Annotated in this window: 21 protein-coding genes; 7 read left to right on the plus strand and 14 right to left on the minus strand. The window is 46.4% G+C overall.

Annotation, left to right across the window (positions count from 1 at the left end):
- Positions 1–89: 89 nt before the first annotated feature.
- The 8 genes from QT984_RS11605 to QT984_RS11640 all read right to left on the minus strand — a co-directional run bounded on the left by QT984_RS11605 (position 90) and on the right by QT984_RS11640 (position 6448).
- A complete protein-coding gene (locus tag QT984_RS11605) occupies positions 90–1040 on the minus strand; it encodes a F0F1 ATP synthase subunit gamma (protein WP_006631110.1) in 951 nt (316 codons plus the stop codon).
- Positions 1041–1422: 382 nt separating this feature from the next.
- Positions 1423–2940, minus strand: coding sequence for a F0F1 ATP synthase subunit alpha (atpA, locus tag QT984_RS11610; RefSeq protein WP_333037344.1), 1518 nt, complete (start codon positions 2938–2940; stop codon positions 1423–1425).
- A 111-nt stretch (positions 2941–3051) separates the two neighbouring features.
- Positions 3052–3597: an ATP synthase F1 subunit delta gene (gene atpH, locus QT984_RS11615; RefSeq protein ID WP_333233762.1), complete on the minus strand. Its 546-nt coding sequence runs from the start codon at positions 3595–3597 to the stop codon at positions 3052–3054.
- Positions 3598–3600: 3 nt separating this feature from the next.
- On the minus strand, positions 3601–4128 hold the full coding sequence (locus tag QT984_RS11620; protein ID WP_333054531.1) for a F0F1 ATP synthase subunit B: 528 nt from the start codon (positions 4126–4128) through the stop codon (positions 3601–3603).
- Between the two features lie 87 nt (positions 4129–4215).
- A complete protein-coding gene (locus tag QT984_RS11625) occupies positions 4216–4701 on the minus strand; it encodes a F0F1 ATP synthase subunit B' (protein ID WP_333054530.1) in 486 nt (161 codons plus the stop codon).
- A 97-nt stretch (positions 4702–4798) separates the two neighbouring features.
- On the minus strand, positions 4799–5044 hold the full coding sequence (gene atpE, locus QT984_RS11630; RefSeq protein ID WP_006631105.1) for an ATP synthase F0 subunit C: 246 nt from the start codon (positions 5042–5044) through the stop codon (positions 4799–4801).
- Between the two features lie 128 nt (positions 5045–5172).
- Positions 5173–5931: a F0F1 ATP synthase subunit A gene (gene atpB, locus QT984_RS11635; protein WP_006631104.1), complete on the minus strand. Its 759-nt coding sequence runs from the start codon at positions 5929–5931 to the stop codon at positions 5173–5175.
- A gap of 55 nt (positions 5932–5986) precedes the next feature.
- A complete protein-coding gene (locus QT984_RS11640; RefSeq protein WP_333054529.1) occupies positions 5987–6448 on the minus strand; it encodes an ATP synthase subunit I in 462 nt (153 codons plus the stop codon).
- Between the two features lie 162 nt (positions 6449–6610).
- Between QT984_RS11640 and QT984_RS11645 the strand changes: the two genes are divergently transcribed.
- Positions 6611–6847, plus strand: a complete 237-nt coding sequence (locus QT984_RS11645) for a hypothetical protein (protein ID WP_333210178.1) — start codon at positions 6611–6613, stop codon at positions 6845–6847.
- A 98-nt stretch (positions 6848–6945) separates the two neighbouring features.
- Here the strand turns inward: QT984_RS11645 and QT984_RS11650 are convergent, their stop codons facing one another.
- Together QT984_RS11650 and QT984_RS11655 are read right to left on the minus strand one after the other, a co-directional pair.
- The gene (locus QT984_RS11650; RefSeq protein WP_333054527.1) at positions 6946–8235 is read right to left on the minus strand and encodes a hypothetical protein; all 1290 of its coding nucleotides are present in this window, start codon (positions 8233–8235) and stop codon (positions 6946–6948) included.
- Between the two features lie 135 nt (positions 8236–8370).
- A complete protein-coding gene (locus tag QT984_RS11655; RefSeq protein ID WP_333210182.1) occupies positions 8371–8820 on the minus strand; it encodes a nitrate reductase associated protein in 450 nt (149 codons plus the stop codon).
- Between the two features lie 166 nt (positions 8821–8986).
- Between QT984_RS11655 and moaA the strand changes: the two genes are divergently transcribed.
- Both moaA and QT984_RS11665 read left to right on the plus strand, forming a co-directional pair.
- Positions 8987–9976 carry a GTP 3',8-cyclase MoaA gene (moaA, locus tag QT984_RS11660; protein ID WP_333054525.1) on the plus strand — a complete coding sequence of 330 codons (990 nt, stop codon included), beginning with the start codon at positions 8987–8989 and terminating at the stop codon, positions 9974–9976.
- 527 nt (positions 9977–10503) lie between these two features.
- On the plus strand, positions 10504–11346 hold the full coding sequence (locus tag QT984_RS11665; RefSeq protein WP_333054524.1) for a hypothetical protein: 843 nt from the start codon (positions 10504–10506) through the stop codon (positions 11344–11346).
- Between the two features lie 433 nt (positions 11347–11779).
- On the opposite strand, the gene QT984_RS11670 is transcribed toward QT984_RS11665, so the two are convergent.
- Together QT984_RS11670 and QT984_RS11675 are read right to left on the minus strand one after the other, a co-directional pair.
- The gene (locus QT984_RS11670; protein WP_333054522.1) at positions 11780–13165 is read right to left on the minus strand and encodes a hypothetical protein; all 1386 of its coding nucleotides are present in this window, start codon (positions 13163–13165) and stop codon (positions 11780–11782) included.
- A gap of 1079 nt (positions 13166–14244) precedes the next feature.
- Positions 14245–15774, minus strand: coding sequence for a YifB family Mg chelatase-like AAA ATPase (locus tag QT984_RS11675; RefSeq protein ID WP_333054521.1), 1530 nt, complete (start codon positions 15772–15774; stop codon positions 14245–14247).
- Positions 15775–16364: 590 nt separating this feature from the next.
- Between QT984_RS11675 and QT984_RS11680 the strand changes: the two genes are divergently transcribed.
- Together QT984_RS11680 and psbA are read left to right on the plus strand one after the other, a co-directional pair.
- Positions 16365–16712: a histidine triad nucleotide-binding protein gene (locus QT984_RS11680; RefSeq protein WP_333233759.1), complete on the plus strand. Its 348-nt coding sequence runs from the start codon at positions 16365–16367 to the stop codon at positions 16710–16712.
- Between the two features lie 545 nt (positions 16713–17257).
- Positions 17258–18340 (plus strand): photosystem II q(b) protein, encoded by a 1083-nt coding sequence (gene psbA / locus QT984_RS11685; RefSeq protein ID WP_333160757.1) that lies wholly within the window; start codon positions 17258–17260, stop codon positions 18338–18340.
- A 95-nt stretch (positions 18341–18435) separates the two neighbouring features.
- On the opposite strand, the gene QT984_RS11690 is transcribed toward psbA, so the two are convergent.
- Positions 18436–18612, minus strand: a complete 177-nt coding sequence (locus tag QT984_RS11690) for a hypothetical protein (protein WP_333054517.1) — start codon at positions 18610–18612, stop codon at positions 18436–18438.
- Positions 18613–18676: 64 nt separating this feature from the next.
- Between QT984_RS11690 and lnt the strand changes: the two genes are divergently transcribed.
- Positions 18677–20494, plus strand: a complete 1818-nt coding sequence (gene lnt, locus QT984_RS11695; protein WP_333271410.1) for an apolipoprotein N-acyltransferase — start codon at positions 18677–18679, stop codon at positions 20492–20494.
- Positions 20495–20560: 66 nt separating this feature from the next.
- On the opposite strand, the gene QT984_RS11700 is transcribed toward lnt, so the two are convergent.
- Positions 20561–21466 (minus strand): bestrophin family ion channel, encoded by a 906-nt coding sequence (locus tag QT984_RS11700; protein WP_333054515.1) that lies wholly within the window; start codon positions 21464–21466, stop codon positions 20561–20563.
- A gap of 375 nt (positions 21467–21841) precedes the next feature.
- On the opposite strand from QT984_RS11700, the gene QT984_RS11705 reads away from it, so the two are divergent.
- The gene (locus QT984_RS11705) at positions 21842–23962 is read left to right on the plus strand and encodes a DHH family phosphoesterase (protein WP_333374050.1); all 2121 of its coding nucleotides are present in this window, start codon (positions 21842–21844) and stop codon (positions 23960–23962) included.
- Positions 23963–23988 lie beyond the last annotated feature (26 nt).

Raw genomic sequence — 23988 nt, forward strand, 5'->3', positions numbered from 1 at the left:
AAGCGGTTTCAACCGCCGAATTATCTTAAAAAAAGCGCCTGAGTTTCCTCAGACGCATACCATAAAATCAACAAATTGTCAACCCTAACCTAACCATTCAAAGCCTCAGCACCGCCGCAAACTTCCAGGATTTCCTGAGTAATTGCCGCTTGCCGCGCCTTGTTATAAGTCAGCGTCAAACTACCGATCAAATCGCTAGCATTCTCACTAGCATTGTTCATCGCCGTCATCCGCGCAGCCAACTCGCTAGCAGCAGACTCTTGCAAAGCCCGCAGCAATTGGTTGTTCAAATACAAGGGCAAAAGAGCCTCCAGAATTTGCGCCGGATCTTGCTCGAAAATCATGTCCCTGGGCAAACTCTTCGTAGGTGAAGCAACCTTCTCGCGCGATACTTGAAACTGTCCGCCTTGCGATGTCAAGCGGAAGATTTCATCATCGGGAGTTTCCAAACCTTGGGGGTCGAGGGGCAGCAAAGTTTGAATTACCGGACGCGAACTAATTAATGACACAAACTTGGTGTAAATTAGCTCAACTCTGTCCACAGTTCCCGACAGGAACAAAGAAAGCAATTCGTCAGCAATTTGTGCCGCTTCCGGTGCTGTGGGAATTTGTTCTAAGTTAGCGTAAGTAGCATCGATCGGCTGTTCGCGGCGCTGGAAATACTGAGTAGCTTTGCGTCCTACCAACACGTATTTGTAGTCTAAGCCTTCAGCTTTGATTTCCTTAGCGCGATTTTCGGCGTATCTGATGATGTTGCTGTTGTAGCCGCCGCACAAACCCCGATCGCCCGAAACTACCAACAGTCCCACCGATCGCACTTCGCGTTTTTTCAGCAGCGGCAAATCCAGGTTTTCAAACTGCAAGCGTTCCGCCAAACCGTATAATACCTCTGCCAGTCGATCGGCAAAAGGTCGAGTAGCAGTCACCTGTTCTTGAGCGCGGCGCACCTTTGCAGCGGCCACCAAGCGCATTGCTTCTGTAATCTTTTTAGTGTTCTTGACCGACTTAATGCGATCGCGAATAGTTTTCAGATTTGCCATAATTTTCTCCTTTTTTCTTAGCTTTTATTCTGAGTTCTTAGTTCCTAGTCATCAATTTTTAAGCTTGTGCGCGATCGAGAAACGGCATTTTTTAACCCACCGTAGGGACACGGCACTGCCCATTCGTGTCAACTTAAGCCGAAAGCCCGCCAGGGACTGAAGTCCCTGTCTAATAGCGAAAGTCCTCTGAAGAGGACTAATAATTTCTTCAGTCCTCTTCAGAGGACTTTTGCTTTGAGACAGGGGTTTTAACCCCTGTCGGACTGCGGGTTTAACGTGTTTGTTGACACCAATGGGCAATGCCGTGTCCTTAATCTAGGGACACTCCAAGAGCCGTGTCCCTAACAATTTCACCCGCTAATCACTGATGACTAAAGACTAATTACGCAGAAACCAAGAAACTTTGCTTGTATTCAGTGATGCCTTCTTTCAGCAGCTTCTCAGCTTCATCAGTCAAGGCCTTTCCGCCTTGAACAATTTCGCCGTACTTCGGCTTGCTAGTCCGCAAATAGTCGCGCAAACCAACAGTAAACTTGCTGACTTTTTCCACAGGAATGTCATCCATATAGCCGTTAATACCGGCATAGATTACAGCAACTTGTTCGTTCATCGGCAGAGGCGAACTTTGGGGCTGTTTCAACAGTTCCCGCAAGCGCTGACCGCGCGACAATTGATTTTGAGTAGCTTTATCCAAGTCAGAAGCAAACTGAGAAAATGCTGCCAGTTCTTCAAACTGTGCCAATTCCAATTTCACCTTACCGGCTACTTTTTTCATAGCCTTAGTTTGAGCCGCCGAACCTACCCGCGATACCGAAATACCGGGGTTTACTGCAGGACGCAAACCAGCGTTAAACAAGTCAGAAGAAAGGAAGATTTGACCGTCTGTAATCGAAATTACGTTCGTCGGAATGTAAGCAGAAACGTCACCAGCTTGGGTTTCGATAATTGGCAAAGCAGTCATGCTGCCTTCGCCCAAATCGTCGCTCAATTTAGCAGCGCGTTCTAGCAAGCGAGAGTGCAGGTAAAACACGTCTCCGGGATAAGCTTCGCGACCGGGAGGACGGCGCAGCAACAAGGACATTTGGCGGTAAGCTTGTGCTTGTTTGGAAAGGTCATCGTAAATGACCAAAGTGTGCTTGCCTTTGTACATGAAATACTCGGCTAAGCTAGCACCTGTGTAGGGAGCCAAGTATTGCAGGGTTGCGGGGTCGCTAGCGTTGGCTGCTACTACGATCGTGTAGTCCATCGCGCCCTTTTCTTGCAGGACGTTGACGATGTTAGCTACTGTAGAAGCTTTTTGACCGATCGCCACGTAAACGCAGATCACGTTTTCCGATTTTTGGTTGATGATTGTGTCGATCGCGATCGCAGTTTTACCGGTTTGTCTGTCACCGATAATCAGTTCCCGCTGTCCTCTTCCCACCGGAATCATCGCATCAATAGCGGTAATTCCTGTTTGCATGGGTTCGTAAACAGAACGGCGAGAAACAATCCCCGGTGCCGGAGATTCAATCAAGCGAGATTCAGTAGTTTTAATTTCTCCTTTGCCGTCAATCGGACGGGCCAAAGCATCAACTACCCGTCCCAACATTGCTTCACCCACGGGGACTTCAGCAATTCTGCCAGTAGCAGTAACTGCCGAACCTTCTTGAATGCCGAGGCCTTGGCCCATCAACACTGCACCCACGTTATCTTGTTCGAGGTTCAGTGCAATGCCCACGGTGCCGTCGGCAAATTCTAGCAATTCCCCAGACATAGCTTTATCCAAGCCATAAATCCGAGCAATGCCGTCGCCTACTTGCAGAACAGTACCGACGTTAGAGACTTTTACGTCTTGGTCGTACTGTTCAATTTGCTGGCGAATAATGCTGCTAATTTCGTCAGGTCTGATTGCTGCCATGTCAGTTGTTTTTTGTCAGTTGTTTGTTGTCAGTTGTCAGTTATCAGTTGTTCAAAACTACCAACCGTTAACTGCTAATTAAATTAGCTAATAGTCATCAGCTATTAACTCTCAGGAATTCAAGCGAATTCCTAGACGGCGCAATTGTCCCCGCAGGCTGGCATCAATTACTTGAGAGCCTACTTTGATTACCACACCGCCGATTAAATCTGCGTCTATTTTGGTTTCAATTTCTACGCTTCTAGCGCTGGTCATCGCCTGCACTTTCTCGCGAACAGTCTGCTGTTGAGCGTCTGAAAGCGGGACTGCCGATGTAACTTCAGCCAATACTGTTTGGTTTAGTTCTCGGAGCCTTGCCAAGTATTGTTTGCCAATCCCTTCTAAAAAAAGAATTCTTCCTTTGTCTACTAATAGCTTCAGAAAGCTGTGCATCAAGGGGCTCATTTCTTCACCCGCTATTTGCCCAATTACGGCTTTTTTAGCATCCGGTTTTATCAGCGGATTGGCTAAAAATTGACGCAAATCTTCCGAACCTTCTAGCAGGCTCAGCAAGGAACGAATATCTTCGCCGAACTTCTCTGAGAGATTGTTGGACTGAGCCAGTGACATCAAGGCAGATGCGTAAGGCTGTAAGACTTCTGTGCTGACTGTACTCACGTTTTAGCCTCCCAGTAACGCAATGCTGCGATCGATTAATTGGTGTTGAGCGCTGTCGTCTAAGCTAGTTTTTAGCTGGCTTTCCACCTTTGCTAATGCCAGAGATACAACAGCCGATCGCAGTTGGGCGATCGCTCTTTCCCGCTCCGCTTCCAACTCTTGACCTGCTGTTGCTCTCATTCGTTCAACGTCTTGCGCTGCCTGAGCTAGAATTGCTTCTTTTGCTTTCTTGGCAGTTTCTTCAGCAGCGGCACGAATTCGTTCGGCTTCTGCTTGCGCTTGAGTCAGTTTTTGCTGTTGCTCTGCTAGAGCTGCTGCTGCATCTTTTTGGCGTTTTTCTGCATCTTGAATCGCCTCTTGGATAGCCGAACGCCTCTCTGTCAGGATTTTACCTACAAATCCGCGCCCGAAATAAAACAGCACTGCAATAATAATGACCAGGTTAATCAGGTTGGTTTCTAAAATATCGAAATTTAAACCGAAACCACCTTCGCCGCTAGCTTCTGTGGCTAGCAATAAAACAGTCCCCATGATACTCTTCCATAATTGCGCGTGCAGATTGGGTGAAGCGATTTTAGATTTGAGATTCCATCAAAAATCTAAAACTCTTCGGTCTCGCTATTTGGCCAACGACTGCCCTAATAGCTTTTCGAGAATTTGGCCGCTGAGCGCGTCTACTTGTTGTTCTAGTGAGCGCATTGCTTCTTGCTTTTGCTGCTCTATTTCTTGCCCAGCTTTTTCTCGCGCGACTTGAGCTTCTTGTTGAGCCTCAGCTACTTTTGCTGCCCCAATTTTTTGGGCATCAGCTTGAGCAGCAGCAATTACTGATTGAGACTGTTTGCGAGTTTCTCCCAGTTTTTGCTCGTACTGCTGCGCTAGTTGCTGAGCTTTTGCCAAGCGTTCTTTGGCGGAGACTTGAGTGTTGCGAATGTAATCGGCGCGATCGTCAATTGACTTGCTGAGCGGCTTGTAAAAAATTACATTCAAGACTGCGACTAGAATTAAAAACTGCACCGCCATCAGAGGCAGCGTAGCATCTATATCAAACAGTCCCCCTTCCTTAGCCGCTTCTTCAACTGCTAGTAATACTGTCCAGTGCATCATGATTTTTTGACGGCTTCCATCTAATTCGCTTAATCGATTTTAGACTTGAGATTTTGGATTAGAATCGCCAAAACCTCAAATCTAAAATTTCCAATTATTATGCGAAGGGGTTGGCAAACAGCAGCACTAGGGCTACGACCAAACCGTAAATTGTGAGCGCTTCCATGAACGCCAAACTCAACAGCAAGGTGCCGCGAATTTTACCTTCTGCTTCCGGCTGACGGGCAATACCTTCTACAGCCTGACCTGCTGCATTACCTTGACCGATGCCAGGGCCGATTGCAGCTAAACCTACTGCCAAAGCGGCGGCAATTACGGAAGCGGCAGCAACTGTTGGGTTCATGATGATTTTCCTTATCTAAAGTACAAAATTGAGAACAGAAAGTCTAGAGAATTGTCCGATTTTACGGCCGAAAGTTTAAGTTCAGAAATTTATTTTTTCCTCCCTCATGCTTCGCCGTTTATCGTTAGTTAATCGTGGTGTTCTTCGCCGTGACCGCCTTCTAGAGCTTCACCAATGTAGGCGGCGGCTAAGGTAGCAAAAATCAAAGCTTGAATTGCACTCGTAAATAGTCCCAAAACCATCACTGGCAGAGGAACAAATAAAGGCACTAGCAACACTAGCACTCCGACCACCAATTCGTCCGCAAGAATGTTGCCAAACAAACGGAAACTCAGGGACAGAGGCTTAGTGAAATCTTCTATGATTTTGAACGGCAACATAAAAGGCACCGGTTCAACATAGTGGGCGAAATACCCCAAGCCGCTTTTGCTGAGACCTGCATAAAAATATGCTAGAGAAGTCAGCAGTGCAAATGCTACCGTCGTGTTGATGTCAGCGGTAGGAGCTCCCAATTCCCCTGATGGCAGCTTAATCAGCTTCCAAGGAATTAGAGCGCCAGACCAGTTTGACACAAAGATGAACAGAAATAATGTACCAATAAACGGTACCCAAGGGCGATATTCTTTTTCCCCAATTTGGTTTTTAGCCAAGTCCCGAATAAATTCCAGCGCATACTCCATAAAATTTTGCATTCCGCTGGGAATTCGCTGGATTTTGCTGGTTCCTAAAATCGAAACTACGACTAAAACAGCAATTACAAACCACGAGGTTAGAAAAACCTGCCCGTGCACTTTCAGATTGCCCAGTTGCCAGTACAACTGCTGGCCAACTTCCAATTCGGCGAGGGGGAAACGATTAAAGGTGTTTAGAACGTCAAGCATTGCCATTCAACGGGCTTCCCCATACAAATCGATGAGTTGAGTTTTGCTCGAATTGCCTGACTTACCTGTAGTCTAGTGCTAATGCACTTCGGATCACGTAAACCATCAGCGCAGCTTTGTAAGTCAGAAATCCCAAAAATATCGGTAAAATCTGTAGCTGATTCCACTGTGTTCCTACTATCATCACCGCTAAAAACACACCGAGCCTTGTCTTGCTGATGCGTTGATTTTGGCTGCCGATTCGTTCAACGTCTCTAGCCAACATCTTTAAGTAAACCACACCTGTGCTCGCCCCAAGCAAATAATTCAGGGCAATATTGAGCGAGTAAAAAATCCAAACGGAGATAAAAATAATCGCCGTAAACGCAAGGGTGTACGCCAACAACTCTTGTTGGAGGCGATAAAAGTCTTGCATGGGATTCGTTGTCTCGGACGAGACTGTCGAGACTGTTGAGACTGTGCCAGCTTGAGGAATATCCTCGGTTGCTGGTGTGGGTTCGGTGGGTGTGTTTTGCGTGTTCACGAAGCTCAGAAACTAATGCAGGTAGCAGGCGAGTGCTTTGCAAACTCAGAAAAATAATACCACGCTGCGGTAACAATACTTAAAATAAAATTAATCATATTTTTTACTTTACTGGTTTCTAGGAAGAGCCTGGGAACCGATGTCACTCTTGCTCTGCCTCGCGTGGCGAAGGGTAAATTGGAGGCTCTTCTCGCCTATCTGCGTTACGAGGCAGAACCGACTGAACGCATCATCATTTTGAGTCGGCGACCGACGACTTTCACTATGAGACAGGGGTTTGCAACCCGCTGTCGGACTGTCGGACTGTCGGGCTGTCGGATTGTCGGATTGTCGGGCTGTCGGATTGTCCAGAAGACCGACAGGGAATTAATTCCCTGTCTCATAGCACAAGTCGGTTAAAAACCGACTGAAATCCTATAATTTTTAGTCTTCTTGCAGTCGTCTTCAGAAAACTACTTCACCGCATTCAGCTTGAGGATTGCTATAACTGATAACAGTTAAAAGTCCCCATTCAACGTGGTAAAATTGGCTGCGCTTAGAGCAGCAGGTTGGACTCCGGTAACAACCCCTAAAATTTGTCCGGTAGCAACAATCCGAATCGCTGTATTGCTACCCGAAGCATCTAAGGCAATTCCTGCAAATGCAAGTCCGTTGGTGAGGGCGATCGCATCTTGACCCGCCGTAAAATCCGCAATAACATCGGCTTCAGATACATTGGAGGCGGCTGCATTCACCCGCAGTACAAACAGATCGTTTCCAGCTTCACCTGTCAGAATATCTCTACCTAAGTCACCTACCAATTGGTCGTTACCCTCTCCTCCATTGAGCACATCGTTGTTTTGTCCGCCACGTAGGAGGTCGTCACCCGCACCGCCAGAGAGCGTATCATTTCCGAGGTTTCCAGCGATCGTGTCATTGCCGGCGTTGCCATCGATGCGATCGTTATCGCGACCGCCCCAGAGCGTATCGTTGCCGTCGCCTCCTAGTATAGTATCGTTGCCGGCATTGCCATTTACCCGATCGACCGATGGCGACCCTTGGATCAAGTCGTTACCATCTAAACCTTGAACCAATAGATTGCCGACTAGAGCTGGATCGATGGTAAAGTTATCGGCATTGGTGGAGAGGTTGAAGAAGAGGTCATTGGGGCCCAAGGGGGAAGGAGAAATGGTTCCAGGTGTGAAACCATATTGAAGATGATCGACTTCCCAGTTATTTTTACCGGGCATCGACAATCGAATTGATGAGATCCCGTTTTGATTGACGACTCCAAAGAATCTATCTTCTGAGGTTGTACGCGAAATACTCTCATCACCCAGCGAAAAGGGACCGATAACCCCCAGAGATTCTCCCGATGGCCCAAACGCCTCAAATAACGTGTTATTTAGCAGGTCGCCAGACAGGGGTGTGCCGCCACCATTCCTGCCAATATCCGTCCAGACAATTCCAGCATGGGTTGGTAATTGACCCCCAAGTGCATTAGCAGAAAAGTTGAAGGTAAAGCTGCTAGTCCTCAAATTCGAGAATAAGCTGCTGCTGTTTCCTCTGCCCTGACCATCAATAACTCCGTCATCGCCGTCCACCGAGTCGCTGAACCCTATTGTGATATTTGTTGTGGCAAACTCAGAAACAGTAACACCCGGTGTATTTAAAGCGCCGTCTTCAAAGTCTTCTAAATGAAAGTAAGTGAACCTAACTGGGCTAAATGGGCTGATGGCACTTCCTGCTGATGGATTGTTGAAAGCCCAGTAGGGCAGTGGATCAAAAAACTGAGGATTGTTAGACATGGTGTCTTGAAAGTAAATGCTACTTAAAAGTTATATTCTCGCTGAAAATGAGGCGATATGGTAAAGAAATCGCTGCCAACCAACAACCTACATTGAGCGATTGCTCGTGCTGGCTACAAACTTTTTACCATATACTTATTCAATAAGTTGAAACTCTCGAACAGCGGGGAGAAAGTTTTTATTCTCGTGGCTCGATCGACTAAGCTTAATCAAAGCAAATCGCTGTAGCGGCTGCAAACTCGCCCACTGTGCCAAAGTTATTGTGACGCCGAACTCTTGCGCTTTTGCAGAAACAGACTCCGGTACAGTTGCAGCATCCATCCACGGGGGATTTTCATCAACGGTCAAATCTGTTCCCGGTTTGCCTGTCTGTTGAATTAATACTTGGTTTAGCTGTTCTCGGTAATCGATAATTTCTGCTTCTGTCAAGCAAGGTTTCTCTACAAGCATTTGACGTTCTGCTTGGTTAAAATGATTCCAATCCTGCAACTTTAATTTAATGCCACAAGTATCTAACTTGAGACGTACTTGCATCGGGATGCACCGCAGGGCTTCTACAAAATCGGCTTCAAATTCAAAGAACATAAATATACAAATTTGTGAATGAGATTTTTTTTTATTAACCGCAGAGGGCGCAGAGAGCGCAGAGTAAGAGAAGAGAGAGAAATCTATGCAGGTTTTTTGCTTTCTATCAATAATTGCAGAAAATCGAGTCAGCATTTATAATTAAATAATATTACAAACTATTGACATGGATACCGTAGACTACCTTCGGATTAGCTTGATAGACCGCTGCAACTTCCGCTGTCTCTACTGTATGCCGGAAGGTAGTGAGTTGGACTATGTATTGCAGCAGCAGTTGTTAACTCACTCGGAATTGCTAACTCTGCTGCGGGAAGTTTTTATACCCGTGGGATTTACCAAGTTTCGGTTGACGGGTGGGGAACCGCTGCTGCGCCCTGGGGTGGTGGATTTGGTAAGGTCGATCGCATCTTTGCCGGAAACGCGAGATTTGTCAATGACAACTAATGGCTTTTTGCTGGCGGGAATGGCCCAAAATCTCTACGATGCTGGTTTGCGCCGGATTAATATTAGTTTGGATTCGCTGGAACCGGAGACTTTTGATAAGATAATTGGCAGTCGGGGACGATCGCGATGGACGCAGGTTTGGGAGGGAATTCAAGCGGCTTATCACGCAGGATTTGACCCGCTGAAACTGAATGTTGTGGTAATTCCCGGTGTGAATGACGGCGAAATATTGGATTTAGCGGCGTTAACTATTAACCGGAATTGGCACGTTCGTTTTATTGAGTTTATGCCGATCGGCAATGGGGATTTATTTGGCGATAAGGGTTGGGTAGCCTCAGCCGAATTGCGGCAACGAATTAGCGACAAATACGGGTTAGCGGAGTCGGGTGTTCGCGGAAATGGGCCGGCGGATGTGTTTCAAATTCCGGGGGCGAAGGGCACTTTAGGATTTATCAGCCAAATGTCCGAGTGTTTTTGCGATCGCTGCAACCGGATGCGTTTGTCTGCTGACGGGTGGCTGCGGCCTTGTCTGCTGAACGAAACCGGGCAAATTGACTTGAAAACTGCTTTGCGGAATGGGGTGTCTACGGTTGAATTGCGCGATCGAGTGCGGCACATATTAGAGATGAAACCGGAAATTAATTTCAAACAGCGGGATTCGGGAACTACTCAAGGAAATTACAGTCGCACCATGTCTCAAATCGGTGGGTAATTGTCTTTAGTGCGATCGGTCATTTATGTACTTATTCCTAGGTTGCGTTGAGCTAAGCAAAACCCAACTCTCTGTGAAAGTAACAAGTTGGGTTTCGTTCCTCAACCCAACCTACAACTACTATAGCAATCCTTGCAGGAGTCGTAAAAAATCACGACTCCTGCAAGGATTGCTATATGCTTGCACCGCAAGCATTATAAATCACTCATTTAGCCGATATTCTTTGTTGAAGTACGGCTAATTCTATGCCTTTGGGGACTTGGGAATCACTCTGAGGGTAGAGCCTGGTTAATACCTTAACGAGTTACATTGGATACAAATGAAGGAAAAACCAAAAGTTCTCTAAACTCCCTAAGCTAAAAGCTGTTAAGCAATTAAACTCATGAGCCAAACACCCAACGCTTACACCTGAATCTTGACGGTAAATCGAAATAAGTGATTTAAATGCTCAACAGCTTAGCTCAAGTTTTCAAACCAGGGCATCTCCTACAGACAATATTTTTTGAATAGTTGTGGCGAAGATAATTATGAAACCTAACGAAGAAAATAGCTCTAGCCGTGAAATTCATCAAGAAGTTCACACCGATGCAACTAACGGTCACGTCAGTACAACGCGAACCACTACAAGTGTTCCGAGTACAACGGGGAAGGCTTCTAAAGAAGCAGCTCATCACCAAGGTTATGTACAGGGTCAAATGGCGGAAAATCACCGCCAAGTTGGAGTCCAAGAAGTCCGCGATAATGAGAATGCTGGTCGCGGGTTACTGTTAGGAATTCTTCTTGCTTCTTTGGCAGGCTTAGTTCTGGGCAGTGTATATTACTTCAATCGGAGTGAGGAGGCTCCTACTCCGGCTTCTGCTCCTGTGATTGTTGTACCGAAAGCGAATCAGCCTTCAGCAACACCAGCTCCGACTCGGACTATAGAGAGAGAAAAAACGATCATTCAAAAGATTGTTCCGGTTCCGGTTCAACCATCTCCAGCTCAAAACCCTACGCCTGATCCTCAACCAAGTCCAGCTCAAAACGCAACTCCGGCTCCTCAAGCAAGTCCGGCTCCCAATATCAATATTACAATTCCAAATTCACAGCAGCAAGATGCACCCGCTCAGGAAGCAGCGCCGTCTCCATCTTCGCCGTCAAATAATACCAATACTACGGTTCCGACTCCGCAGAATGAGCCAGATTCCACTCCAACAACTCCAGCACCTGAGAGTTCAGCTACTCCATCTCCAACTCAAGATGATGGTGCTTCTGGAGCAGGTACCAGTGGCCAAACTAATACGGAAAGCCAGAGCGATTCTAATCCTACGGATACGGCTGTACCTAATAGCAACTCCGGCGCAGAGGGTGCGACTGGTTCACCACAATAAAAGTTTGATGTCGAATTAGTCCGCTACGGGTTCAAACCCCAGACTCATAGCTAAAGTCCTTTAAAGCTGATATCTGGCACCATTCTCGCTTAACAGGCTTTTCGGCCTGTTCCACAAAATATAAATTTTCTTGTGGAACAGGCCGAAAAGCCTGTTCATAAAAGGCTTATTGATAATGGTGCAACATATTAGTTAAAGAGGACTTTTTTTAGGGTTTAAAGTGAAATCTTGCACCATTATCAATAAGCCTGCTATAGGCGGGATATCCTGCCCAACCCCTACTCCCCACAAGAAAATGCACTTGTTGTGGAACAGGCTCGAAAGCCTGTTAAGCGAGAATAATGCAACATCTCAGACTAACCGCACATTGTGGCTGAACTCAAAAAACCAGGTTTCTGCGATGGAAAACGTTTTAAGATTTTGCCAATCTATCCTAAGAAACTGTTTGGTGAACTAATTTAACTTTCCCTAAAGCCGTCTTTCTGCTGTCAAATAGTTTCATCACCCCGGAGGAGATGGTCTCGATGACATCGGGAGAACAGTAAGAGAGAAACTCTTCCGAGGAAATATGACCGGCAAAAAACTCTTGAGCTTTCTTCAAAAAGTTTTCAGTTTCAGCAAAACCGATAGATTTGATAATAAACGTAGCTACGGGAGAGTTTTTAATATCATAGGGAGATTCTTGATTTCGTCCTATTGCTAACAAATTTAAAACCTCTTTTTCCAACTGAGTTTCTAATGGGTAGGCAATCTGTTTGTTGGGCAAGTAATCCTCCAAAACTGAGGTCTTAAATCCGGGTGCGCGCAATTCTCCCATCATAGTAGAAAGCGGAATATCGCGCCCCAAGCGGTAGGAAAGAGCTTCTAAAATGGCGATGGTAATTAGCTTGATACCCAGATAAAGTTTAGCAACTTCGATATTTTTGCGAGTTCGGGCAATCAGGTTAGCGTAGGTTGCATCGTCCGGCTCTTGCATAAACTGCTGGAAAACCAGCTCGGGTTTGAGGAAGTTCAAAAATCCTTCCATTTTTTGCAGAGACCTGCGATATCCGGCAACAGTATAGGAATTAACATTGGTCAATTCGTGGTTGGTTTCTGGCATCAAATTCCAGGTATTGTCTAAGAAATTAGAGGAATTTGGAGATGCAAAATTCTCGACATCTCTATTTGCTAACCTGACTGCACGCTTGACAATTTCTAAGGTTTGGGCATCGCTCCATCCCAAGTTAAAATCGCGATTTGCACTTGCTAAACGCTGGTACAAAAGTTCGATCGCACTCAAACCGCTGGGCGAAACGGGGCGAAAAGGGATAGTAGCTTCGATGCAAGCGGCGATTTCGGCGATCGTACTAGCTGGCAAAAAAGGCTCCAAAGATTTGGCAGCAATAACGGCACTCAAAAATTCGTTTTGGCCGCCAAACGGAGAGAGAGTCTTGCCGGGAATAAACCCAAATACTGAGGCCACTAGGTGATACATGGCATCGTCGGGCAGTTCGGTTTCATCTCTAATAACTAACTGCGATCGCACTTCTTTGACAAAAGGACAAAGGGCGCTGCTAATATTGAAACTAACCCCCTGATCGACTTGCACGTACACGAGGTCGTGAAACAGGGCAGCCAGCACCTCGATCGGATCGACTGACCCCCCGACCTCAAAAATGTGTTCCGACGTGTGAAAGTAGCGCCAAGGCCCTCTCATCGTTTGAATAATTAGCTCAGCTATCTGCTCCAGCTTGGGAATGTCTACTTGACCTCCCAATTGCTCGATCGAGCTTACCAAGCAATCCAAGCACCGTTTTTGTTCTGCCAAAAGCTCCATTTACACACCTCCAGTGCATTCCCTGATTGTCTTGCGCTTGATTGCATGGTATCAAAACGCGCTGCGATCGTGCCATAATTCGTCACTCAAAAATTTCAAATTTTAGGGTGAAACAGGGAGAGGGGGCGAGGGAAAGAGGAAGAGCGAGGAAGAGCGAGGGAGAGCGAGGGAGAGCGAGGGAGAGAAATTAAGTATTAAAAATTCTGCCGTTGTGGAGATTCGGGCAACTTGGGCGATCGGTATCATAAATTACAGTAAAAATGACAAAAAGTGGGTAAAAACTTGATGAATTTTTGAGGAAATTATGAGGGATTTTTGACAAAAGCTGTGGGTGGGTGGCATTGACACCAGCTTCAAGCTGCGGTGGTCTAAATACTGCGTGTGGCCTCAGAATAAGATTCCTAGACGTGCTGATAAACTTCAGTTGATTAGCTTTCGGGCAGTTGGTCTAAAGCTTCCTCGCTCGCCACTTTAACTGCTGCCTTGGTTTGCTGTGACCTCCCCCAATCTAACACTAACAGAACTTACGCAACTGTCAATCGATTTTAGATTTTAGATTTTAGATTTTAGATTGAAGCATTGACTTGCGCGAGATAAATTCGGGGGCTTGCTTATCGGATACACGTTTTTGATTTCTCCACGGATGAATCACGTGGCGGGTATCCTGGATGCTTTCGGTCACAAGTGATACTGGCACCATGCAGCACAAAATCAGACAATAAACATGGGAACATCGGGGCGTTTCAGTGGCTCAATTAAATAATGGGACAACATCAATCGAGCTTCAATACCCCCTCAATCCCTTCGTCCCCCTCTGCTGCGACTTCGTATGTTTAGAAGCAATTTAAATCGCCGAATCAACTGTTAAATACCCAACTTCTTTAAGAAGTCGGGGATCGGGGGATTGTGTCTTTTGAGCCGCTGCTGACAAGCGAATTTCTTCATGTGGTACCCGCCACGTGATTTATCCGTGGAATCAATCCCAAATCGAAAATCGAAAATCCTCCAGAAAGAGCATTTATCCGTGGGGTCGCCTCTAAAATCTAAAATCTAAAATCTAAAATCTAAAATCGATTGACTTACTGCATTCGATCGATCGTCCGATACTGCACCGCCTCCGCCACATGATTCGTTTTCAAGCTTTCATCCCCCGACAAATCAGCAATAGTTCTAGCAACCTTCAAAATGCGATCGCTAGCCCTCGCCGAAAGCCCCAACTTCCGAATCGCCATCTCCAATAAATTCCGAGAAGCATCATCCAACTGACACCATCTGTTAATGTGACTGCTTTGCATTTCCGCATTACAGCGCAAACTAGATTCCGACTGAAAACGGCGAGTTGCGAGCTCTCGCGCCCGCTGTACTCTCACCCGCACCGGTTCCGACTCCTCCCCCGTCGGCTGTCGCGTAATTTCTTCGGGTTTCAAACGATTTACGGCCACTTGCAAATCAATCCGATCCATCAAAGGCCCCGAAAGTTTTGCCCAATATTGCTCCCTCTTTTGCGGCGAACAAGTACACTGTTGAATCGAATCCCCGTAATAACCGCAAGCGCAAGGATTTGTACTCGCAACTAAAGTGAATTGAGCCGGAAACATCACGGATTGTCTAGTTCGAGAAATCGTCACATAACCATCTTCCAGCGGTTGTCGCAAAAACTCCAAAACATCTCTTTTAAACTCAGTTAATTCATCCAAAAAAAGAATGCCGCGATGTGCTAAAGAAATTTCACCCGGACGCGGAAAACTGCCGCCACCTACCAAAGAAGGCCCCGATGCTGAATGGTGAGGACTGCGAAAAGGCCGATCGCCCACCAAGCTTCCCTTATCCTTCAACAACCCAGCCACCGAATGAATCTGAGTTACATCCAAAGCTTCATCAAAAGTCAGCGGCGGCAAAATACCAGGCAAACGCCTCGCCAACATCGTCTTACCGCTCCCTGGCGGCCCCACAAAAATTAAATTGTGTCCCCCCGCCGCCGCAATTTCCAAAGCCCGCCGCGCGTGAATTTGCCCCTTTACATCCTTTAAATCTAAACCCGAAAACCGCGTTTTAGCTAACTCTTCTCGACCGTTTACTTCGACAGGCGAATAAACTTCAGGATTGTTCAAAAAATCAGTAACTGCAAAAATATTCTCAAAACCATAAACAGATATTCCGTGCACCAAAGCCGCTTCCTGCGCGTTACCAGCCGGTACAACTAATCCTGAAATACCCATTTTTTGAGCAGCAGCGGCGATCGGCAAAACCCCAGCCACAGGCCGTAAACTCCCATCTAAAGAAAGTTCCCCTAAAAACAAATAATCTCCTAAAAGTTGACCGCTGACTTGTTCTGATGCTGCTAAAATGCCAATGGCGATCGGCAAATCAAAACTCGGCCCCTCCTTCCGCAAATCCGCCGGAGTCAAATTAATCACAATACTCCGCATCGGAAAAGCATATCCCGAATTTTTCAGCGTAGCCTTAACCCTTTCTTTAGCTTCTTGCACCGCAGAATCGGGCAACCCCACAACGACGATTTTCGGTAGCCCCCCTGACACATCAGCCTCAACACCCACCTTTACCGCGTCAATTCCAACGATCGATGCACTCCAAACCCTAGCAAGCATTTTTCTTTATCCTTAATTTGCCTGTCCTTGATTCATCATCTATTATGATTAACAATGACTAATGAATATCGGGAGAGGCAAGAAAAACTTTTCCTTGCCTCTTCTTTTTCTCCTCTTCCTTCTATCCTGCTGGGTCTTCCCTCTTCCCTCGAACCCTTCTCCCTTCCCACTTGGGCCTTCCCTCTTCCCACTTCCCACTTGGGCCTTCTTCCCTCTTCCTTCTTCCTTCGTTAACACCCGTCAGGAACCTCAGCCCTGACGGCATGAGGCTTGAAAGAGAAATCTAACAAGCCATTCTGACCAGCCTAAGTCTTAACTGACTACGTTTTTTGAGTCACGACACCCTGGGATACGAAGCTAGTCCCTTGCTCTGTCGCTAGTGGTTAAACAGTTCTCAGGTAACAGGAACAGTGCTGCTAGCCTAACAAGCTCACTAAACATTGGCGAAGCTAACTTTACCCCAGAAATGGGAGATTGAGGACAACCATATCCTCACGGGGGGGCAACCATACCCCCCTACCCCGCAAGGGGATTCAATTACAACGTAAAGCCGTCCTGTAAGGACGGGGTTTCAGACCCAAGGACTTTTGATGACAACTCAAGAAACGCTTTTCAGCAAAATCATCCGCAAAGAGATTCCCGCAGACATCGTTTATGAGGACGACTTGGCCCTCGCCTTCAGAGATATCAATCCGCAAGCACCCGTCCACATCCTCGTCATTCCCAAACAGCCTATTGCCAAATTAGCCGATGCCGAGTCGGAAGATCATGCTCTCATGGGACACCTGCTGCTGACTGTCAAGCACGTAGCAGAACAACTCGGACTTAGCAACGGCTATCGCGTCGTCATTAATAGCGGCAGCGACGGCGGCCAAACTGTAGACCACCTGCACCTTCACATTCTCGGCGGTCGGCAGATGAACTGGCCCCCAGGCTAAATCCTAATTTTTACGCCGAACTTGCGGACTCATCCTCAGAAACCCGGTTGATTTCTATTGCCAAGCGCCTCAGAAACCGGGTTTCTTTTTTCGTCAATAAACCCGGTTGATTGGAGATTATTGAGAATGCAGCCCGCACTAGAAACCCGGTTTTCACTATTCTCCAGATAAAAATTTTCCCTCGCAGAATCCACAGGGTATATGTGAATAAATATTAAAAATTCTCTATCCCAGACGTAATTAAGAGATATTTAAACAGAAAGAGAATCGACCTGAACAAAAATAATTTGCTAAAACTGCTGAACCCATCTACAGCTAATAAATTCAGTTCTTCAGGCCGCTATATTTTACCTGTTATGTGGGTAATATTGCTTTGTAAAAAACTACAAATATTTACCAAGAATCCAGTTTTTGTAAAAGTTTGTAAAATGTTGAAATTGTCAGCAGAAATCCCTTGGCAAACTTTAGGGAATGGTGTTACTAATATAAGCGTGGGGCATCCCCACAACGAACTTTGAAAATTCAATTAAGCCATCATAAACCAAATGACAACAACCGTACAGCGTCGCGAAAGCGGCAACGTTTGGGAACGCTTTTGTGAATGGGTCACAAGCACTGAAAACCGGATTTACATCGGTTGGTTCGGCGTCTTGATGATTCCCACCTTGCTGAGTGCCACCATCTGCTACATCATCGCCTTCATCGCTGCTCCTCCAGTGGACATCGACGGCATCCGCGAACCAGTAGCTGGTTCCTTGATGTACGGCAACAACATCATTACTGGTGCTGTTGTGCCTTCATCGAATGCGATCGGGCTTCACTTCTATCCCATCTGGGAAGCAGCTTCCTTAGACGAATGGTTGTACAACGGCGGCCCCTACCAATTGGTAGTATTTCACTTCCTGATTGGCATTTTCTGCTACATGGGTCGTGAATGGGAACTGTCCTACCGCTTAGGTATGCGTCCTTGGATCTGCGTCGCTTACTCTGCACCTGTTGCAGCAGCCACCGCAGTATTCTTGATTTACCCGATCGGACAAGGCAGCTTTTCTGACGGTATGCCCTTGGGTATCTCCGGCACCTTCAACTTCATGATCGTGTTCCAAGCCGAGCACAACATCCTGATGCACCCCTTCCATATGTTGGGAGTAGCTGGTGTCTTCGGCGGTGCTCTGTTCTCCGCCATGCACGGTTCTCTTGTTACCTCTAGCTTGGTTCGCGAAACAACCGAAACTGAATCTTTGAACTACGGTTACAAATTCGGTCAAGAAGAAGAAACCTACAACATCGTTGCAGCCCACGGCTACTTCGGTCGTTTGATTTTCCAATACGCGAGCTTTAACAACAGCCGTTCTTTGCACTTCTTGTTAGGTGCATGGCCTGTTGTCGGCATCTGGTTTACCGCTTTGGGTATTTCCACGATGGCGTTTAACCTCAACGGTTTCAACTTCAACCAATCGATTATCGACTCGCAAGGTCGCGTCATCAACACTTGGGCTGATGTCATCAACCGCGCTAACTTGGGCATGGAAGTAATGCACGAGCGCAACGCTCACAACTTCCCCCTCGACTTGGCCGCCGGTGAAGTCACCCCAGTAGCAATGGTTGCTCCTTCCATCAACGGCTAAATTTAGCTTTTGATTTAACAAAAAGCGCTCCTAGAAATAGGGGCGCTTTTTGTTTGAGCAAGTAGAATTTGAGAGATTTTTTTCGGTTAAATCCGTTAAATCTGAGATGTTGCACCATTCTCAATTAATTGTTTAGGAACAGGCTTTTCGGCCTGTTCCACAAGAAAACTAACTCTTTGTGGAACAGGCCGAAAAGCCTGTTCTTGAGAAGGGTGCAAAATGTGAGTTAAATTCATTAAATCCGTTAAATTCCGTACACTGCTCGTTGCCAAACTCCCTTCTTCCCGATCGATCTGATATATTGATTAAGAATTATTATTTTTGGCAAGCATCAAAGTGGCGATATTTAACAGGCACAAATTTGAAAAACTCGTGGTTCATAAATCAAAAACATTAGCCTGGGCGATCCCACTTTTCAGCGGCATTTTGATGGCATTGACAACCGCACCAGTAAATGCTTGGCTATTGGCTTGGGTAGCATTAGCTCCGCTGTGGGTTTTGGTTGTCAGTTATCAAAAGCCAAAAATAGAACAACAAAAACAAAAATTTCTCTTTCTTCCTTCTTTCCTCAAAATCCATCCGTTACATCCGTTACAGAATCCGTTGCCGAACTTCCTTCTTCCTTCACTCTGGGGAATTGGCTATCACGGATTAGCTTTATCTTGGATTATGGGAATTCACCCGATGACTTGGTTGGGAGTTCCTTGGTGGCCGAGTTTGGCGATCGCACTTTTTTGCTGGGCATTCATCACCCTCTGGGGAGCAGCCTTAGTCGCCGTTTGGGCGTGGCTATTTGTAATTCTCAACTCCCTCACTTTACCCAGCAAAAATCCTATTCCTAACTCCCCCCCTTTACAAGGGGGGGCTGGGGGGGGTAGCTCTAAATTTTCAGCATTAACTCGCGTTTTAATTGGCACAGCTTTGTGGTGTGCCTTAGAAAGTATTTGGAGTACAGGTTCGCTGTGGTGGACATCACTATCTTACACGCAAAGCCCGCACAATTTAGCAATATTGCACCTCGGTCAACTCTCCGGGCCCAGCGCAGTAACAGCGGCTATTGTAGCAGTAAATGGCTTAATCGCAGAAGCTTTTATTGAAGGAAGAAGGAAGAAGGAAGAAGGAAGTTCGGCAACGGACGTAACGGATGTAACGGATGTAACGGATGGATGGAAGCAGGAGAGAGTCCGAGGTAAGAAGGGAGAAGTCCGAGGGAAGAAGTCGGTTGCTTATATTTTGCCTGCGGGTTTATTTTTAGTTTTGCATATTGCAGGCTGGAGTTTGTACAATCGGCCTTTAATTCAAGAGGCGGGAACATCATTAAAAATTGGCATTATTCAAGGCAATATTCCTAACGAGATTAAGTTTGACTCAGCGGGTTGGGGGCGCGCTTTAGAAGGTTACACCACTGGATACAAACAGTTAGCCGACAGAAAAGTCGATGCTGTGTTAATTCCAGAGACAGCTTTGCCTTTTATCTGGACAAACGAGTATCAGCGTTCTACTCTTTCCTTTTACCAAGCTATTCTCGAACGCGGCGTTGTGGCTTGGGTTGGAGGATTCGGACAGCAAGATAATAGTATCACTAACAGCTTATTGGCGATCGATCGCACTGGAGAAATTGTCGGCCGCTACGATAAACTAAAGCTAGTGCCTTTAGGCGAATATATCCCTTTTTACGAAATCTTAGGCGGGATTATTAATCGACTTTCGCCCTTAGATGCTCATTTAGTACCCGGCAATTCTCAACAATTGTTTGATACGCCGTTTGGCCGCGCCATTGTCGGAATTTGTTACGATTCGGCCTTTGCGGAAATTTTCCGATATCAGGCGGCGAATGGAGGCGAATTTATGCTCACAGCTTCCAACAATGCCCACTACAAACCGCCCATGTTGGATCAACATCACGCTCTAGATGTGATGCGGGCAATTGAGACGGATAGATGGGCAGTTATCGCAACTAATACGGGTTACTCTGCTTTTGTAAATCCTCGCGGCGAGACGGTTTGGAAGTCTGGGATTAATACCTATGAAGTCCGAGATGCTACTATCTATCGGCGGCAAACTCGGACTTTTTACGTGCGGTGGGGAGATTGGCTGACACCTGTATTGTTAGTATTAGCGGGGTTAATGCGGTTGATTGTTAAAAAAAATTAATCCGAAGCTTTTAGATTTTAGATTTTATGTACCAATCTAAAATCTAAAATCTAAAATCGAATGACTCTACTTATCTTTCACGTGTTCGTGAACGCTAGGAGATAAAGAAATTAAATCGTCGATATTGCGCTGCATGGCAGCACAAATATTGTCCAAAGGCAAATCATTGTCATCGTGCCCGAAGGGATTTTCTATTTCAATGCCGATTTCTTCGATGCCGAACAAAGTAAAACTAATTAAAGCCACAACTAAGCCGGTTCCCCAACCCAAATCTTTCACCATTTGAAAGGGGAGGGCTAAACAGTAAAGCAACAATAGTTGTTTCAGGTGAATCGCGTAAGCCAAAGGGATAGGCGTCTTCAAAATCCGCTCGCAGCCACCTAATACATCAATCATAGAGTTGAGCAACTCATTCATACCAGTTAACTGATAAACATCGAGGCAATTGCGCTCGTACTGCTCGTGCAAGTAATCCTCAATCCAAAAGGCAATTTCTAGAGGCGGATTGTTCATTGATTTGAGCTTGTGGTAGTGCGCTGGGGACATTAACGGCTCCAACTCTGGATTGACTGATTCTTGCCGCAAATGCAGTTTTAGGGCCACTGCAAAGGCGGGTAACAGGCGCAGGACTGACTTTTTGAGTTCGATATCCTGCGGGTCTTTTTCCTCAATTGCTACCCAGATTTGGCGCGCCAAATTGCGGACGTTGTTGACTAAAGTTCCCCACATTTTTCGGCCGTCCCAAAATCTTTCGTAGGCTGTATTTGTCCGAAAAACTAATAGTAGACCCAGGACTATACTGGGTACAATACTCGACAAAATTGGTAAGGAAACTGGCCACTTAAAAAAGTGCAGTAGGGAAATAAAAACTCCAAAGCCGCCGCACAGCAAAACGCGGGGCAAAATTGAGAGAATGACAGACCCCCGAACCTGTAATGCCATTTTAAACCAAGGTGGTCGATCGTCTCTCATGCAAGTCTCCTCATTAAATTAAATTAGCCTCGCCCTAGCACGGGCGGCACAACTGCCTGCTACACTTATTTCTTCGGCTCCCACCAGTCGATTTGAGATTCGAGATTTTAGATTGACTCCACAGATAAATCTGGGGCGTTTGAACTTTGGTCTAAAATTTTTTGGTCTCCATGACTGTTGGCAGGGCTTTGATCCCTATTTGGGTGCGGTGAGAGCTTCCGAAAAAAGCTTTCCTACAAACAACCTTTGGATTTTACCCAAAAAACTCATCAGCATCAATCTAAAATCTAAAACCTAAAACCTAAAATCTAAAATTGATTGACTGAGGCACTTAATTCGGTAAGATTAATCATGTATCTTTAAACCTCAGCTTCCGTGCAAGAGCTACCGACATCTGTGCCCCCGCATTTTCACCGATTGCCAAACCAACGGTGGCAAATTTATTCGCCTCAAACACAGCAAGCCGAACAGTTTGCCACTGAAATCAGTTTGTCGCCTTTGCTGGCCCAGGTGCTGATTAACCGGGGCATCGATTCGGTTAAAGAAGTGCAAGGGTTTATCGAACCGGAATCTCTGGTTTTGCCGGCGCCAATGGATGAGTTTCCAGATTTGGCTGCGAGTGTCAAATTGTTGCGGGAGGCGATTTCGGGAGGGCAAAAAATTGCGATTTGCGGCGACTACGATGCTGACGGGATGACGAGCACGGCTTTGTTGTTACGCGCTCTCAGGGTTCTGGGGGCGAATGTGGATTATGCTATTCCGAGCCGGATGCGAGAAGGTTATGGGATTAACGATCGCATTGTAGAAGAATTTCACTCGGAAGGTGTCGCTCTCATTCTCACGGTTGACAACGGAATTGCAGCCTACGGCCCGGTTGCCAGAGCACGAGAACTCGGTGTCAAAGTTATTATTACAGACCACCACGATTTGCCGCCAAAACTGCCGCCGGCAGATGCTATTCTCAACCCGAAATTAATCGCGGAATCTTCGCCTTATCGCGGTTTAGCTGGCGTAGGCGTTGCTTATGTTTTGGCTATTACTTTGGCTCAGGATATGAAAAAAGTTGGGGGGTTGGTAAATCCCCTGCTGGAGTTATTCACGTTGGGAACTATTGCGGATTTAGCACCTTTGACTGGAGTTAATCGGCGCTGGGTAAAGCGGGGTTTGCGGCTGTTGCCTCACTCGCAATTGGCGGGTATTCAGGCTTTGATTCAGGTGGCGGGAGTGCAGCCTGGAAGTGCGGAAAGTTCATCTATTCTCAACTCAAAACTCAAGGGCGGGCACGGGGGCACCGCCCCTACTCAAAATTCGTTAAAGCCTGAAGATATTGGTTTTAGGCTTGGGCCCCGGATTAATGCTGTGGGGCGGCTGGCTGACCCTCAAATTGTGATAGAGTTGCTGACTACGGACGATCGCGAATTAGCTCTTAAAAACGCGATGCAGTGCGAACAAATTAATCAGCGCAGGCAGGAGTTGTGCCAGGAAATTGAGCAGGAAGCAATTGCTTGGTGCGAGGAAAAGGCGATCGATTTGCAGCAAGAACGAGTTTTAGTTGTCGTGCAACCGGGTTGGCACCACGGGGTGATCGGGATTGTGGCTTCTCGGTTGGTGGAACGCTACGGCGTGCCTGTGTTTATCGGTACTTTTGAGGATGAGGCTGGCGAAAACGAGGCTGTAGGGACGATCGCCCATAAAATTATCAGGGGTTCGGCGAGGGGAATTCCTGAGTTTAATGTATTTGATGGGCTGAATTTTTGCGCGGATTTATTAACTAAATTTGGCGGACACAAAGCGGCTGGCGGTTTTTCTATGCCTGCTGAGAATCTCGAACAATTCCGCAGCCAATTGTCAATTTTTGCCAATCAATGTTTGCAGCCGGAACACTTAAAACCGCTGGTTTCAGTTGACGTGCGAGCAGATTTGGCTGAGATTAATCTTGACCTTTACCGACAAATTGATGCTCTGGAACCTTGCGGGATTGAAAATAAGGCTCCTGTATTTTGGACGCCTAATGTTTGCATAACTGAACAGAAAATTGTTGGTAAAGGAGGTCACGTTAAATTAACTGCAACTCAAGATGGAAATGTATCGGCTAGTGTGAAGGCGATTGCTTGGCGTTGGGGCGAATATTTTCCTTTGCCTCGGCGGGTTGATCTTGCTTACCGATTGCGGGAAAATAGTTTTAATGGCAAGACATCGGTTGAGTTAGAATTGTTGGGCGTTCGGCTACCGGCAAATGCTGCTACTTCCAGGCCACCGAGGTTCGGAAAAGTTGAGTTTGATTATTGCGATCGCACTTATTCTTGCAGTCTGTCTCCCGCCGGCTCGATCGAGGAATTGAGAATTCGCAACTCTCAAGGGCAAGTTTTGGCTGTTGCACCCGGACAAAACATCGGTTTGTTAGGTAACTCCCGCAAAGATGCTAGAGAAGTCGATGTATCTCTACCTTTTTTTGAGAATTTGATTCAAACTGCTAAACACGCCCTTGGTATTTGATAAGAAAGCTCGTGCTGCTGGGAAAT

Source organism: Microcoleus sp. Z1_B2, from assembly GCF_036700325.1.
Lineage (GTDB): Bacteria > Cyanobacteriota > Cyanobacteriia > Cyanobacteriales > Microcoleaceae > Microcoleus.